Origin of the sequence: Vibrio breoganii (assembly GCF_001677275.1) — a bacterium.
Classification (GTDB): domain Bacteria; phylum Pseudomonadota; class Gammaproteobacteria; order Enterobacterales; family Vibrionaceae; genus Vibrio; species Vibrio breoganii.
On sequence record NZ_CP016177.1, the window covers coordinates 719,565 to 732,584 of the forward strand.

At 45.8% G+C, this 13,020-nt stretch carries 14 protein-coding genes; 8 read left to right on the top strand and 6 right to left on the bottom strand.

Going from position 1 to position 13,020, the window contains the following annotated elements; all coding sequences use genetic code 11:
- Window positions 1-415: 415 nt before the first annotated feature.
- The 5 genes from ychF to lolB all read right to left on the bottom strand — a co-directional run bounded on the left by ychF (window position 416) and on the right by lolB (window position 4,717).
- Window positions 416-1,507 (bottom strand): redox-regulated ATPase YchF, encoded by a 1,092-nt coding sequence (ychF, locus tag A6E01_RS03445; RefSeq protein WP_065209573.1) that lies wholly within the window; start codon window positions 1,505-1,507, stop codon window positions 416-418.
- 10 nt (window positions 1,508-1,517) lie between these two features.
- Window positions 1,518-2,108 (bottom strand): aminoacyl-tRNA hydrolase, encoded by a 591-nt coding sequence (pth, locus tag A6E01_RS03450; RefSeq protein WP_017027130.1) that lies wholly within the window; start codon window positions 2,106-2,108, stop codon window positions 1,518-1,520.
- Between the two features lie 148 nt (window positions 2,109-2,256).
- Entirely contained in the window at window positions 2,257-3,204 is a 948-nt protein-coding gene (locus tag A6E01_RS03455; RefSeq protein ID WP_017027129.1) for a ribose-phosphate pyrophosphokinase, read from the bottom strand.
- A gap of 26 nt (window positions 3,205-3,230) precedes the next feature.
- The gene (ispE, locus tag A6E01_RS03460) at window positions 3,231-4,100 is read right to left on the bottom strand and encodes a 4-(cytidine 5'-diphospho)-2-C-methyl-D-erythritol kinase (protein WP_065209574.1); all 870 of its coding nucleotides are present in this window, start codon (window positions 4,098-4,100) and stop codon (window positions 3,231-3,233) included.
- A complete protein-coding gene (lolB, locus tag A6E01_RS03465) occupies window positions 4,097-4,717 on the bottom strand; it encodes a lipoprotein insertase outer membrane protein LolB (RefSeq protein ID WP_237334488.1) in 621 nt (206 codons plus the stop codon). The genes ispE and lolB overlap by 4 nt, the downstream gene beginning before the upstream one ends.
- Before the next feature lie 122 nt (window positions 4,718-4,839).
- Here lolB and hemA point away from each other — a divergent pair, with 122 nt between their 5' ends.
- The 8 genes from hemA (at window position 4,840) to ybaK (ending at window position 12,389) form a co-directional block, all read left to right on the top strand.
- Complete coding sequence (gene hemA / locus A6E01_RS03470; RefSeq protein ID WP_065209576.1) at window positions 4,840-6,096, top strand: glutamyl-tRNA reductase; 1,257 nt, start codon at window positions 4,840-4,842, stop codon at window positions 6,094-6,096.
- A 16-nt stretch (window positions 6,097-6,112) separates the two neighbouring features.
- Window positions 6,113-7,201 carry a peptide chain release factor 1 gene (gene prfA / locus A6E01_RS03475; RefSeq protein ID WP_065209577.1) on the top strand — a complete coding sequence of 363 codons (1,089 nt, stop codon included), beginning with the start codon at window positions 6,113-6,115 and terminating at the stop codon, window positions 7,199-7,201.
- 3 nt (window positions 7,202-7,204) lie between these two features.
- On the top strand, window positions 7,205-8,062 hold the full coding sequence (gene prmC / locus A6E01_RS03480) for a peptide chain release factor N(5)-glutamine methyltransferase (RefSeq protein ID WP_065209578.1): 858 nt from the start codon (window positions 7,205-7,207) through the stop codon (window positions 8,060-8,062).
- The gene (locus tag A6E01_RS03485) at window positions 8,062-8,445 is read left to right on the top strand and encodes a SirB2 family protein (protein ID WP_017027123.1); all 384 of its coding nucleotides are present in this window, start codon (window positions 8,062-8,064) and stop codon (window positions 8,443-8,445) included. Before prmC ends, A6E01_RS03485 begins: the two co-directional genes overlap by 1 nt.
- 3 nt (window positions 8,446-8,448) lie before the next feature.
- The gene (locus A6E01_RS03490; RefSeq protein ID WP_065209579.1) at window positions 8,449-9,258 is read left to right on the top strand and encodes a SirB1 family protein; all 810 of its coding nucleotides are present in this window, start codon (window positions 8,449-8,451) and stop codon (window positions 9,256-9,258) included.
- Window positions 9,259-9,281: 23 nt separating this feature from the next.
- Window positions 9,282-10,133 (top strand): 3-deoxy-8-phosphooctulonate synthase, encoded by an 852-nt coding sequence (gene kdsA, locus A6E01_RS03495; protein ID WP_065209580.1) that lies wholly within the window; start codon window positions 9,282-9,284, stop codon window positions 10,131-10,133.
- Between the two features lie 126 nt (window positions 10,134-10,259).
- Entirely contained in the window at window positions 10,260-11,900 is a 1,641-nt protein-coding gene (gene ushA / locus A6E01_RS03500) for a bifunctional UDP-sugar hydrolase/5'-nucleotidase UshA (RefSeq protein ID WP_065209581.1), read from the top strand.
- A gap of 15 nt (window positions 11,901-11,915) precedes the next feature.
- Window positions 11,916-12,389 (top strand): Cys-tRNA(Pro) deacylase, encoded by a 474-nt coding sequence (gene ybaK / locus A6E01_RS03505; protein ID WP_065209582.1) that lies wholly within the window; start codon window positions 11,916-11,918, stop codon window positions 12,387-12,389.
- Between the two features lie 2 nt (window positions 12,390-12,391).
- On the opposite strand, the gene A6E01_RS03510 is transcribed toward ybaK, so the two are convergent.
- Window positions 12,392-12,976, bottom strand: a complete 585-nt coding sequence (locus A6E01_RS03510) for a LysE family translocator (RefSeq protein WP_065209583.1) — start codon at window positions 12,974-12,976, stop codon at window positions 12,392-12,394.
- Window positions 12,977-13,020 lie beyond the last annotated feature (44 nt).

The following is a 13,020-nucleotide window of genomic DNA, read 5'->3' on the forward strand; positions in this document are numbered from 1 at the left end:
TACCATATTGTCTTTCTCAACGCTGTTAGACAGTGTCGAGAACGGAGCGCATTATGCGTATATCCCCGGAAACCGTCAATAGTTTTTTTGAAGATTTTGTCACTTATAGCGCGTTCGAACTTTTTTTAAACAAAGCGCCCCGTTTTTATTCAAAAATGCACCAAGAATTAAACACAAACAGACAACAGAAATTAAGTTATTCATGACCTAGTTGGAGAATGAATAACATAGTTGATAAGCAGATTATCTGTGGATCCAAAACAAAAAAGACCGCCGAAGCGATCTTTTTAATCAAAGCTTAATCAATGTTTAGCTAAGCTAGAATGGGTTTAATCAAGGAGGGTTCGCGCAGCATACAAGTGTATGTGAGCAAACCCGACGCAGAGTAAATGTATTCTAGCAACGATAAACTTGATTAAACGTTGAAGCGGAAGTGTATTACATCACCATCTTTAACGATGTAATCTTTACCTTCTAGACGCCATTTACCTGCATCTTTAGCGCCACTTTCACCCTTAAATTGGATGAAATCATCGTAACCAACCACTTCAGCACGAATGAAGCCTTTCTCAAAGTCAGTGTGGATTTTACCTGCTGATTGAGGAGCCGTTGCACCAATAGGGATAGTCCATGCACGCACTTCTTTAACACCGGCGGTAAAGTAAGTTTGTAGAGTAAGAAGGTCATAACCTGAACGAATAACACGGTTTAGGCCTGGTTCTTCAATGCCCATATCAGCAAGGAACTCAGCGCGGTCTTCGTCGTCAAGCTCAGCCATTTCGGACTCGATAGCGGCACAAACAGGAACGACTACGTTGTTCTCTTTCGCTGCGAACTCTCGTACTGCGTCTAGGAACGGGTTATCTTCAAAGCCGTCTTCATTAACGTTAGCGATGTACATAGTAGGCTTTAGCGTTAGGAAGTTTAGGTAGCCAACCGCTGCCAATTCTTCTTTGCTTAGCTCAACCGTACGAGCCATTCCGCCTTCAGTTAGGACTGGAAGTAGTTTTTCTAGTACAGAAAGTTCAAATTTAGCGTCTTTATCGCCACCTTTGGCTTTTTTAGCGTTACGCTGCATCGCGCGTTCACAGCTATCTAAGTCAGCCATCGCTAGCTCAAGGTTGATCACCTCGATGTCTTCGATAGGTGATACTTTACCTGAAACGTGAACAATGTTTTCGTTCTCAAAACAGCGAACAACGTGACCAATAGCGTCAGTTTCACGGATGTTAGCTAGGAATTTGTTGCCTAGACCTTCACCACGAGATGCACCCGCTACCAAACCTGCAATATCCACAAATTCCATAGTAGTAGGCAGGATCTTTTGTGGATTTACGATTTCAGCAAGAGCGTCTAATCGTAGATCTGGCACAGGAACCACACCTGTGTTTGGTTCGATGGTACAGAACGGGAAGTTAGCCGCCTCGATACCTGCTTTAGTTAGAGCATTGAAAAGAGTTGATTTACCAACGTTTGGAAGACCAACGATGCCACATTTAAAACCCATGATTAAAACCTTATTCTGCTTTGAACGTGTGTAAGCGATTTTGTGCTTTAGTTAAACCGTCTTTTAGCAATATATCTAAACTGCGTACGGACTCGTCGACTACGGCTTCAAGACATTCTTGCTCTTTAGCTGGAGCTTTGCCTAATACATAGCCAGCTACGCGGTCTTTATGACCTGGGTGGCCGATGCCGATGCGTAGTCGATAAAATTCTTTGTTATTGCCTAGTTTGCTAATGGAGTCTTTTAATCCATTGTGGCCACCGTGACCGCCACCTTTCTTGAACTTGCCTACGCCCGGAGGTAAGTCTAGTTCATCGTGTGCGATCATTATCTCTTCAGGTTTAATCTGATAAAACTTGGCTAATGCCGCAACAGATTTACCGGATAGATTCATGAAGGTGGTCGGGATCAACAAGCGTAGGTCGTGGCCATTTGCCAAGATTCTGCCTGTTAAACCAAAAAACTTTGGCTCATTTTTTAGTGTCACATTGTGTACGCGAGCTAATTCTTCGACGACCCAAGCGCCTGCATTGTGACGTGTTTTAGCGTATTCAGGACCCGGATTCGCCAGACCGACAAGTAATTTGATTTCTTGGCTCAAGATTTGACTCTCGTAAATGTAGGTGACAATAAAAAGCGCGATATGATAGCACGCAACGTAGCTAAGAGTAAAAAATCCCGGTGCTTATTACTAAGTACCGGGATTTTCAAAGTTATTTAGGTTCAATGGAACCCGATGTTAGCAACAATTAGTGGCTGAACATCGCTGAGATTGACTCTTCGTTGCTGATGCGACGAATAGCTTCAGCAAGCATGCTAGATAGAGTTAGTTGAGTAACTTTACCTGTTGCTGCCATCTCTTTGCTCAATGTGATTGAGTCAGTGATGATCACTTGGTCAAGCACAGAGTTTTTGATGTTCTTAGCAGCGTTGCCAGAGAACACTGCGTGAGTTGCGTAAGCAAATACACGCTTAGCGCCGCGCTCTTTAAGAGCTTCAGCTGCTTTACACAGAGTGCCACCTGTATCAATCATGTCGTCAACGATCACGCAGTCGCGGCCTTCAACATCACCGATTAGGTTCATTACTTCTGAAACATTAGCACGTGGACGACGCTTATCTACGATAGCGATGTCGATGTCACCAAGCGCTTTAGCAGTAGCACGAGCACGTACAACACCACCAAGATCTGGAGAAACAACAACAGGATCTTCTAGGCCACGGTTTGCCATGTCTTCTAGTAGTACTGGAGTACCGAAGATGTTGTCTACCGGCACGTCGAAGAAACCTTGAATCTGTTCAGCGTGTAGGTCGATAGTTAGAACGCGGTCAACACCAACGTTAGACAAGAAATCAGCGACTACTTTAGCCGTGATTGGCACACGAGCAGAGCGCACGCGGCGATCTTGGCGAGCATAGCCGAAGTAAGGGATTACAGCTGTAATACGGCCAGCAGAAGCACGACGCATAGCGTCGATCATTACCACCAATTCCATTAGGTTGTCATTGGTAGGTGCGCACGTTGATTGGATGATAAATACATCGCTACCACGAACGTTTTCATTAATTTGTACAGCGACTTCGCCGTCAGAAAAACGGTCTACAGTAGCATCACCTAGAGAAATGTATAGGCGATCAGCAATGCGTTGGGCTAGTTCAGGTGTTGCGTTACCAGCAAATAGCTTCATATCAGGCACGGTGGAAACCTCAAGGTTGCGTCCAGTTAATTGGGTAGTGTTTGGGCAGTAAACTGCGCCAATGTCAGGTGCAAAGGAGAAATATTGTTTCCTTGTGCAACAAATGCTGTTGTATTTTCAGGGAGTTGTCTTAATATGGTTTCTGCCTCTAATTGAGTATCAAACTCAGCAAAAACGCAAGATCCTGTCCCCGTCAATCTTGACGGCGCGTATTGTAACAGCCATGAAAGTTGCTTATCAACCTCTGGGTACAGTAAACGCACTATTTTTTCGCAATCGTTTTCGTAAGGACTGCTATCTAGTTCATTCCAGCCACGTTTTTTGGTGTCTCGCGTTAAATCTGGATGAGTAAAAATATCTACCGTGGCGATGCTCACGTCCGGTCTTACCACTAAATACCACTTTTCAGCAGGAGTCACAGGGGTCAAGTTCTCCCCGACACCCTCTGCAAAGGCGGCGAAGCCTTGCACAAATACAGGAACATCAGCCCCTAAGCTTAATCCAATATCTGCTAATTGTGGCAGAGGAACGTTTAGACCCCATAGAAAGTTCAGAGCAACTAAAGTCGTTGCTGCATTTGAAGAGCCGCCACCGATGCCACCTCCCATAGGAAGGACTTTCTTTATATGAATATCCGCGCCGAATTTGCATTGCGCGTGCGCTTGTAAGGCGGTCGCTGCTTTCCAGATAAGATTTTGCTCAAGTGGCACACCCGCAAGCTCAGGGGTAACGATAATTTTTCCGCTATCGTTAGGGGTAATGGTGAGTTCATCGCCAAAGTTAATGAACTGGAACAAGGTTTGCAGTTCGTGGTAGCCGTTTGCACGACGACCCGTAATGTAGAGAAAAAGATTAAGTTTGGCGGGAGAAGGCCAAGTGGTAGCTGTGGTTATCATTGGATCTCCCACTTGCTAACAGCAATGTTTAACTTAATTGGCTCGCGAGAGAGGGTCATTCTATTAGGAAGAATAACATCTTCGTTTTCTTGATAGCCTTTGTAGTCCATCAACCAAGTTTGCTCACCACGAGTTTGCTGAAGCGAAAGCAATGTACCGTTGTCGGCCACCTGGAAGTTATCAGCCGCAGTAGGCTGCCCTTTAATCCAGTCTTGCATATAAACAATAGGTAGGCGCATGCTTGTCAATTGATAGAAAAGTAAGTCGGCATCTTTATCAAAGTAGCGATTGCCATCAATGTCGGTTACCTTTGCCCCTTCATCATCAATCACAAGGTTCAATACCGTCTTACCTAAAAAGGTAGATAGGCGCAGTTCACTCTTTTCAGGAGATTGCTTCCAGTGGAAATTTAGGCTTTGGCGCTGAGTAGGATCTATATAGCCAAGCTTTCCAGTGATGCGAAAGTGAGTCAGAGCGGACAGTTTTTGCTGGTGATCTTGATACTCGACACTGTGCGTAGGCATGCGCTGCGTGGTTTCACAGCCAAACAGAAGCAAGACCAAAACAATTGGCGTAAACCTAACCAACCATTTAGAAAAAAAGGATATTTGAGTCATTTGCATGGCAAGAATGAGAGTTCTGATTCAAGGTTTGTGCCAATGATACAATAAAGCCTCTTTTATTGCTGTAGTGGTTCAAGTAAAATTGCGGTTTTGTTTTGTCCATGTCTAAGTAGTCCATGTCTCTATTGACCATAGGAATCAATCACAATACCGCCTCGGTGGAACTGAGAGAAAAAGTCGCGTTTTCTCCAGATAAGATGAGCGATGCCTTGCAGCAGTTGCAATCAATGCCTGTGGTCAGCGGCAGTGTGATCTTATCTACGTGTAATCGCACAGAGCTCTATGTTGATGTTGATGCGCAAGCAAGCAACGATATTGTTGATTGGTTGATTGACTTCCATCAGGTTGATGATGGTGATTTAAAGCCGAGCCTCTATACACATAGGGATGAGCAGGCTATCCAACATCTAATGCGCGTTTCGTGTGGACTAGACTCTCTGGTTTTGGGCGAGCCTCAAATCTTGGGGCAAGTAAAGCAAGCCTACGCTGATGCGAAAGAGCACGAAGCGGTGCAAGGTAATCTTGATAAGCTTTTTCAAAAGGCTTTCTCTGTTGCTAAGCGCGTTCGCACAGAAACAGACATCGGTGGCAATGCCGTATCCGTCGCCTATGCCGCGTGTACTCTAGCAAAGCACATCTTTGAGTCCTTAGATCGCTCGCGTGTGCTGCTCGTGGGCGCCGGTGAAACTATTGAATTAGTTGCCAAGCATCTATCTGATAATGGATGCACGCAAATGACGGTAGCCAATCGAACCAAGGAGCGAGCAGCAGGCTTAGCATCGCAGTTCGATGCGCAAGTGGTGAGCTTAAGTGAGATCCCTACAGCACTGGCACAAGCCGATATTGTGATCAGCTCAACGGCAAGTCCTCTGCCCATTATTGGTAAGGGCATGGTTGAAAGCGCGCTTAAGTCTCGTAAGCATAAGCCGATATTGTTTATCGATATTGCTGTCCCTCGTGATATTGAATCTGAGGTATCAGAATTAAGCGATGCGTATCTGTATACTGTCGATGACCTACAGTCCATCATTGACCAGAATATTGAACAGCGCAGAGCAGAAGCGGTTCAGGCAGAAAAAATCATTGGTATAGAGAGCAAAGAGTTTCAAAGCTGGTTGCGCTCTCGAAAAGCCGTAGAAAGTATTAGAGATTACCGCCGTGCATCCCACACAATGCGACAAGATTTGCTCGCTAAGAGCTTGCAAGCTTTAAGCGCTGGTGGTGATCCAGAAAAAGTATTACTAGAGTTAAGCAACAAATTAACCAATAAGCTTATCCATGCCCCAACTAAGGCGCTTCAAGAGGCGGCTGAGAAGGGAGAGTTGGATGATTTGGCTGTATTGAGAAAAAGCCTAGGTCTCGAAGACCTTTAACTAATTTAAGAAGAATATGAAAGCATCGATTTTAGTGAAGTTAGAAACGCTGGTTGAGCGTTACGAAGAAGTGCAGCACCTGCTTGGTGATCCCGATGTTATTGGCGATCAAAACAAGTTCCGCGCGCTATCAAAAGAGTATTCTCAGCTAGAGGAAGTCACTAAGTGCTTCCAAGCCTATCAGCAAGCTCAAGAAGACCTTGAAGCGGCGCAAGAGATGGCTAACGAAGATGATCCTGAGATGAAAGAAATGGCTCAGGAAGAAATCAAAGATGCAAAAGCAAACATCGAGTCTTTGACCGATGAGCTACAAATCTTACTTCTACCTAAAGATCCAAACGATGAGCGTAACTGTTTCCTTGAGATCCGCGCGGGTGCAGGTGGTGATGAAGCGGGTATTTTCGCAGGTAACCTTTTCCGCATGTACTCTAAGTTTGCAGAGAAGAAAGGCTGGCGCGTTGAAGTCATGAGCGCTAACGAGTCAGAGCAAGGCGGTTATAAAGAAGTGATCGCTAAGATTTCTGGCGACGGCGTTTACGGCACCATGAAATTTGAATCAGGCGGTCACCGCGTACAGCGTGTACCAGAGACTGAATCTCAAGGCCGTGTACATACCTCTGCATGTACTGTTGCGATCATGCCTGAGATCCCTGAAGCGGATCTGCCAGAGATTAAAGCAAGCGATCTTAAAATTGATACCTTCCGTGCATCTGGCGCGGGTGGTCAGCACGTTAACACCACTGACTCTGCTATCCGTATTACTCACTTGCCAACAGGCACAGTAGTTGAATGTCAGGACGAGCGTTCACAGCACAAGAACAAAGCGAAGGCGATGTCTGTGCTAGCGGCGCGTATTATTCAGGCCGAAGAAGCGAAGCGTGCAGCTGAGGTTTCTGATACTCGTCGTAACCTGCTAGGTTCTGGTGATCGTAGTGACCGTATTCGTACCTACAACTACCCGCAAGGCCGAGTGTCTGATCACCGTATCAACCTAACTCTGTACCGTCTAAACGAGGTATTGGAAGGGGATATGCACGCGCTTATCGATCCTGTGATGACTGAACACCAAGCTGATCAGCTAGCAGCCCTTTCTGAGCACGGCTAATTCGTGTCTTTGCCTAGTATTCAAGAGTCGCTGGTTGCAGCGACTCTCTTGTTGACGGAATCTGGCGCTGATTCAGCCAAGCTGGATGCCTCTGTGTTGCTTTGCCATGTGTTGCAAAAGCCGCGCAGCTACCTGCTCACTTGGCCAGAAAAAGCCCTCACCGAAGAGCAGAACCAAGATTTTAACGCCTTGATAGTGCGCCGCGTTAGTGGCGAGCCTGTGGCTTATATCACCGGCGAACGAGAGTTTTGGTCTCTGCCGCTAAAGGTTTCCCCAACTACCTTGATTCCGCGCCCAGACACCGAGCGTTTGGTTGAGCTTGCACTTGAGAAAATAGGCTCAGAGCCAGGTAAAGGGTTAGATCTTGGCACTGGCACTGGCGCGATAGCGCTAGCCTTGGCATCAGAATGCCCTCACTTTGAATTTATCGGTGTAGATATTCAGGCGGATGCTCAGGTTCTGGCGACAGACAATGCACGTCAATTGGGTATCCGTAATGCTCGCTTCTTACAAGGCAGCTGGTTTGAACCTGTTGTTAATGAGGGGCCATTCCAGATCATCGTATCTAATCCTCCTTATATTGATGAGCAAGACCCACATTTAGCGGTAGGAGACGTTCGATTTGAACCTGATTCTGCGCTAGTGGCTAAGGACAATGGTTTAGCGGATCTTAGGCACATTGCATTGCATGCTACAGAATACCTTGCCGAGAATGGTTGGCTGCTCATGGAGCACGGTTATGATCAAGGGGAAGCAACACGACAAATTCTTACAGAGATGGGCTATGACTCCGTCTCTACTGAACAAGACTATGCCGGTCAAGATAGAGTGACCTTAGGCCAATTTAAAGGAAGAAGTTAATGTACGTTGCATTAAAGCACACCCATCTAATGTTGATTGCATTGAGCGCAGGATTATTTCTGACTCAGTATATCTTGATGGTGACTAAGTCACCGCTGCAAAACAAGACATTCATTAAAGTTGCACCACATGCCGTCAATGGCTTGCTGATTTTATCTGGCATCATGTTGCTGTTTGTGACGGGTTGGGTTCCGTTTGCGCCTGGCTCTGAATGGTTATCTGAGAAATTTACCGCATTATTAGCCTACATTGCGCTTGGTGTGTTTGCACTACGCATGGGTAAAAACCAATTGTTACGTGGCTTTGCATTCTTAGGTGCCATGGGTTGGTTGTTGATGGCATTCAAAATTGGCATGACGAAAATGCCAATGTTTATGGGGTAAACAATGTCAGATCTGTGGTTTAACGGTCTTGATGATTTAGAATTGGTCGAAGGCGCATTGCGTCTTTGCTCCCAGGTCGACCCTAGCATTAATGCTACTTGGGTTGAGTTGCAATTAGAAAAGATGCTTGATGAAGCTGAACAGGTTTTATCGAGAGAAACGAACGAGAAGGCACGCTTTGATGCCTTAATACGCATGTTCTATCAGGAGTGGGGCTTTCAGGGTGACTATGAAAACTACTTTTCTTCTGAGAACGCCTTTGTAGAAAAGGTTCTGCAACGTAAGAAGGGCATCCCTGTCAGCCTTGGTGCACTGATGTTGTATTTAGGTCGTAAACTTGGTTTTCCAATAGAAGGTGTCAGTTTTCCCACTCAGTTCCTGTTAGTGGTTAAATGGCCAGATATGAAGCCTGATTATGTGAATCCGTTTAATGGCGAGTATGTGGCTAAGCACACGTTGCAGTCTTGGCTTAAAGGCGCCGAGGGTAATGCAGCTATGCTTAAGCCTGAGCATTTGTCGATTGCCGATACTTCTACCATTATTGGACGCTGGCTAGGCGTGCTGAAGGGCGCTCTTATGCGTGAGGAGCGCTATACTCAAGCCTTGGCGTGTAGCAATCTTGCGTTGAGCCTAGTGCCTGAAGACCCGTATGAGATTCGCGACAGAGGCTTCATCTATCAGCAGCTAAATTGCTTCCAGGTTGCACGCAAAGACTATGAGTTTTTCATTGAAAAATGCCCTCATGATCCCGCGGCAGACATGCTCAAGCTACAATTAAAATCAATTAACGACGAGCCAGTGGTCTTACACTAGCTTCAATAAAAAGAGAGATACACATGGAACAAAAAGTAGTTCAGGTTGGTGATATTTCAGTTGCCAATGATAAGCCTTTCACTCTATTTGGTGGGATTAATGTTCTTGAATCACGCGATCTCGCAATGCGTGCATGTGAACACTACGTTGAAGTGACGGATCGCCTAGGCATTCCTTACGTGTTTAAAGCCTCGTTTGATAAAGCAAACCGCAGCTCAGTTCACTCTTACCGTGGTCCTGGCCTTGAAGAAGGAATGAAGATCTTTGAAGAGCTGAAATCTACGTTTGGCGTAAAAATCATTACTGATGTGCACACTGAAGCGCAAGCGCAGCCTGTTTCAGAAGTGGTTGATGTTATTCAGCTTCCTGCTTTCTTGGCTCGTCAGACTGACCTTGTAGAAGCGATGGCAAAAACGGGCGCTGTAATCAACGTGAAGAAGCCTCAGTTCATGAGTCCAAACCAGGTAGGTAACATCGTTGATAAGTTTGCTGAGTGTGGCAACGATAAGATTATCTTGTGTGAGCGCGGCGCATGCATGGGCTACGACAATCTAGTTGTGGATATGCTGGGCTTTGGCGTAATGAAAAAGGTGTCAAACGGCAGTCCTATCATCTTTGATGTGACTCACTCACTACAAATGCGCGATCCAAGTGGTGCAGCATCTGGTGGTCGCCGCGAGCAGACAGTAGAACTGGCGAAAGCAGGTCTTGCTACAGGTATCGCAGGCTTGTTTATTGAAGCGCATCCAGACCCAGATAAAGCGCGCTGTGATGGCCCTTCAGCTCTGCCTTTGGACAAGCTAGAACCATTCTTGACACAGATGAAATCACTGGATGATTTGATTAAGAGCTTTGCTCAAATCGATATCAAATAGGGTTTAACACTCTAACTCTGTGATAGTAATAGTAAAAACGGGCATTGCATTCGCATGCCCGTTTTTTTGTTGCTATTTTTTGTGCGAATACATTTCATTGGAAAGAAATACATGGAACGGTTAAAAATGAAATCATTGGTCTTGGCTGTAGCGTTTGGCACGCTCGCGGTAGGCTGTGCATCGGATAATGTTGTTGAAACCAACGGCGTTCAAAAGCTGACAATCTTACATACCAACGACCATCACGGTCGCTTCTGGCCAAACAAATATGGCGAGTTAGGTATGGCGGCGAGAAAGACGCTCATCGATCAAATTAGAGAGGAAGTTGAGTCTGAAGGTGGCGCCGTATTGCTGCTTTCCGGTGGTGACATTAATACCGGTGTTCCTGAGTCCGATCTTCTCGATGCAGAACCTGACTTCAAAGGTATGACGTTACTCGGCTATGACGCAATGGCACTGGGTAACCACGAATTTGATAATCCATTATCGATTCTAGAAAAGCAGCAAGAGTGGGCTGAGTTCCCTATGTTGTCTGCCAATATCTATGACAAAGAGAGCCAAACACGTAAATTTCAGCCTTATCAGATGTTTGAGAAAGAAGGTCTGAAGATAGCGGTCATTGGCTTAACCACGGAAGACACAGCAAAGATTGGTAACCCTGAATTTATTCAATCTCTCGATTTCAGAGATCCAAAGCCAGAAGCCAAGCAGTTGCTTGCAGAGATTGAGCAATCCGAACAGCCAGATATCACCATTGCTGTGACTCACATGGGTCACTACCAAGATGGCAATAACGGCGGTAATGCTCCGGGTGACGTAGCGTTAGCTCGTTATCTTCCAGCTGGCGCTTTAGACATGGTGATTGGTGGTCACTCACAAGAGCCTGTTTGTATGGAAGGGCCTAATCTGGTGAAGAAACAGTTCAAGCCTGGTGATGAGTGTCAACCTGACCAACAAAACGGCACTTGGATCATGCAAGCCTTTGAGTGGGGCAAATACGTTGGTCGTGCGGATTACGAATATGAAAACGGTGAATTAAACCTTGTTCATTACGAACTTGTGCCTATCAACCTAACCAAAAAGGTAGAGGTTGATGGTAAGAAAGAGCGCGTCATCGTGGGTGAAGAAATTGAGCAAGATTCAGATGTCGAAGATTTCTTAGCGCCGTATCAAGAGCAAGGCCAAGAAAAATTGAATGTGAAGATCGCAGAGTCTAATGGCAAGCTGGAAGGCGATCGTAATAAAGTTAGATTTGAACAAACCAATCTAGGACGCTTGATTGCTACCGCGCACATGACTCGTGCAAAAGCTGACTTTGGCGTAATGAACTCAGGTGGCGTGCGTGATTCTATTGCACAGGGTAATATCACCTATAAAGATGTGTTAACGGTTCAACCGTTTGGCAATATCGTTACCTATGTGGACATGACGGGCGTTGAGGTATTGGATTACCTGAATGTTGTTGCATTGAAACCAACGGACTCGGGCGCTTATGCTCAGTTTGCGGGTATTTCTATGACAGTGACGAGCAAGGGTGTTACTGATGTGATGATTGGCGGCAAAGCGATTGATCCAAACGGTAAGTATCGCTTTAGTATCCCTAGCTTCAATGCCGCGGGTGGTGATGGTTATCCTGCGATTACCGCTCATCCTGGTTATGTGGATACTGGTTTCGTTGATGCTGAGGTTCTGAAAGAGTATCTTGAGAGCCATAGCCCACTAGACGTAACTCTATACGCGCCAAATGGCGAAGTTCGTTACCCGTAAAAATAAGAGAGAACCATGACACCTGCTGTACGTTTATTGAAAAAGAACAAGGTACCCTTTGAACTTCATCAATATAAGCATGACCCAAACCATGAAAGCTTCGGTTTAGAAGCTGTTGAGGCGACGGGGCAGCCTGCGGAGCAGGTGTTTAAAACTCTACTTTTCTCAGTGGACGGCAGTGCCCAAGGTCTAGGAGTTGCTGTTGTCCCTGTTAACAAAAAGTTGAATCTTAAGCTTGCCGCCAAGGCGAATAAGCTTAAAAAGGCCACTATGGCCGACCCTGCATTGGCACAAAAAATCACAGGTTATCTGGTTGGAGGGATAAGCCCTTTAGCTCAGAAAAAACGCCTGCCAACCTTTATTGATCAAAGTGCCGAGCATCAAGCCACCATCTGCATTAGTGGTGGAAAGCGAGGGCTAGAAATTGAAATCAACCCACAGTTGTTGGTTGAGCAAGTCCAGGGCTGCTTTGCCCCTCTAAGTGAGTAAAGCTAAAGCATCGCAACGGCGGATAACAGCAATAGAGAAGCCATCCCTACATTGAAGCTTTTGATTCGAATGGAGGTAGTGAGCCAGCGCTGCAGTTGCATGCCTGCTAATGTCCACAGTGTGACCGATGGTATATTGGCTAAGGTAAAAATCCCTGAAATCACCAGTAGTTCCCACCACGAACCCGTTGCACTAAACAAAGCGATAGCGGTCAACGCCATCGACCACCCCTTTGGATTAACCCATTGAAAGCTCGCCGCACCTAAAAAGCTCATTGGTGTGAATGAGCCTTTCTCCTTCACCTTACCGCTGGTGGCGATCTTTGCGGCCAAGTAGAGCAAATACCCAAGGCTGACATACTTAAGTATGGTGTGACTTTGAGGATAAGCATTAAACACGCCAATCAACCCAACTCCTACCAAGATCAGCATTACGGCAAAACCTATCGTAATCCCCAACATGTGAGGGATGGTTTTCCTAAAACCTACATTAGCGCCCGAACTCATCAACATTATATTGTTTGGTCCCGGAGTCGCTGTGGAGACAAAAGCAAACAAGAGTAACGCGCCTAAGTGATGCAGTTCCATGACTAAAACCTTCTATCGTAAATGGATAGAACAATTTTAATTGT

What these genes read in the sequence shown, in the direction of transcription:
- ychF (WP_065209573.1), bottom strand. Translation starts at nt 1,507, where the DNA reads ATGGGTTTTAAATGTGGCATCGTTGGTCTTCCAAACGTTGGTAAATCA.
- ispE (WP_065209574.1), bottom strand. Translation starts at nt 4,100, where the DNA reads ATGATAACCACAGCTACCACTTGGCCTTCTCCCGCCAAACTTAATCTT.
- lolB (WP_237334488.1), bottom strand. Translation starts at nt 4,717, where the DNA reads ATGACTCAAATATCCTTTTTTTCTAAATGGTTGGTTAGGTTTACGCCA.
- hemA (WP_065209576.1), top strand. Translation starts at nt 4,840, where the DNA reads ATGTCTCTATTGACCATAGGAATCAATCACAATACCGCCTCGGTGGAA.
- prfA (WP_065209577.1), top strand. Translation starts at nt 6,113, where the DNA reads ATGAAAGCATCGATTTTAGTGAAGTTAGAAACGCTGGTTGAGCGTTAC.
- A6E01_RS03485 (WP_017027123.1), top strand. Translation starts at nt 8,062, where the DNA reads ATGTACGTTGCATTAAAGCACACCCATCTAATGTTGATTGCATTGAGC.
- A6E01_RS03490 (WP_065209579.1), top strand. Translation starts at nt 8,449, where the DNA reads ATGTCAGATCTGTGGTTTAACGGTCTTGATGATTTAGAATTGGTCGAA.
- kdsA (WP_065209580.1), top strand. Translation starts at nt 9,282, where the DNA reads ATGGAACAAAAAGTAGTTCAGGTTGGTGATATTTCAGTTGCCAATGAT.
- ushA (WP_065209581.1), top strand. Translation starts at nt 10,260, where the DNA reads ATGAAATCATTGGTCTTGGCTGTAGCGTTTGGCACGCTCGCGGTAGGC.
- ybaK (WP_065209582.1), top strand. Translation starts at nt 11,916, where the DNA reads ATGACACCTGCTGTACGTTTATTGAAAAAGAACAAGGTACCCTTTGAA.
- A6E01_RS03510 (WP_065209583.1), bottom strand. Translation starts at nt 12,976, where the DNA reads ATGGAACTGCATCACTTAGGCGCGTTACTCTTGTTTGCTTTTGTCTCC.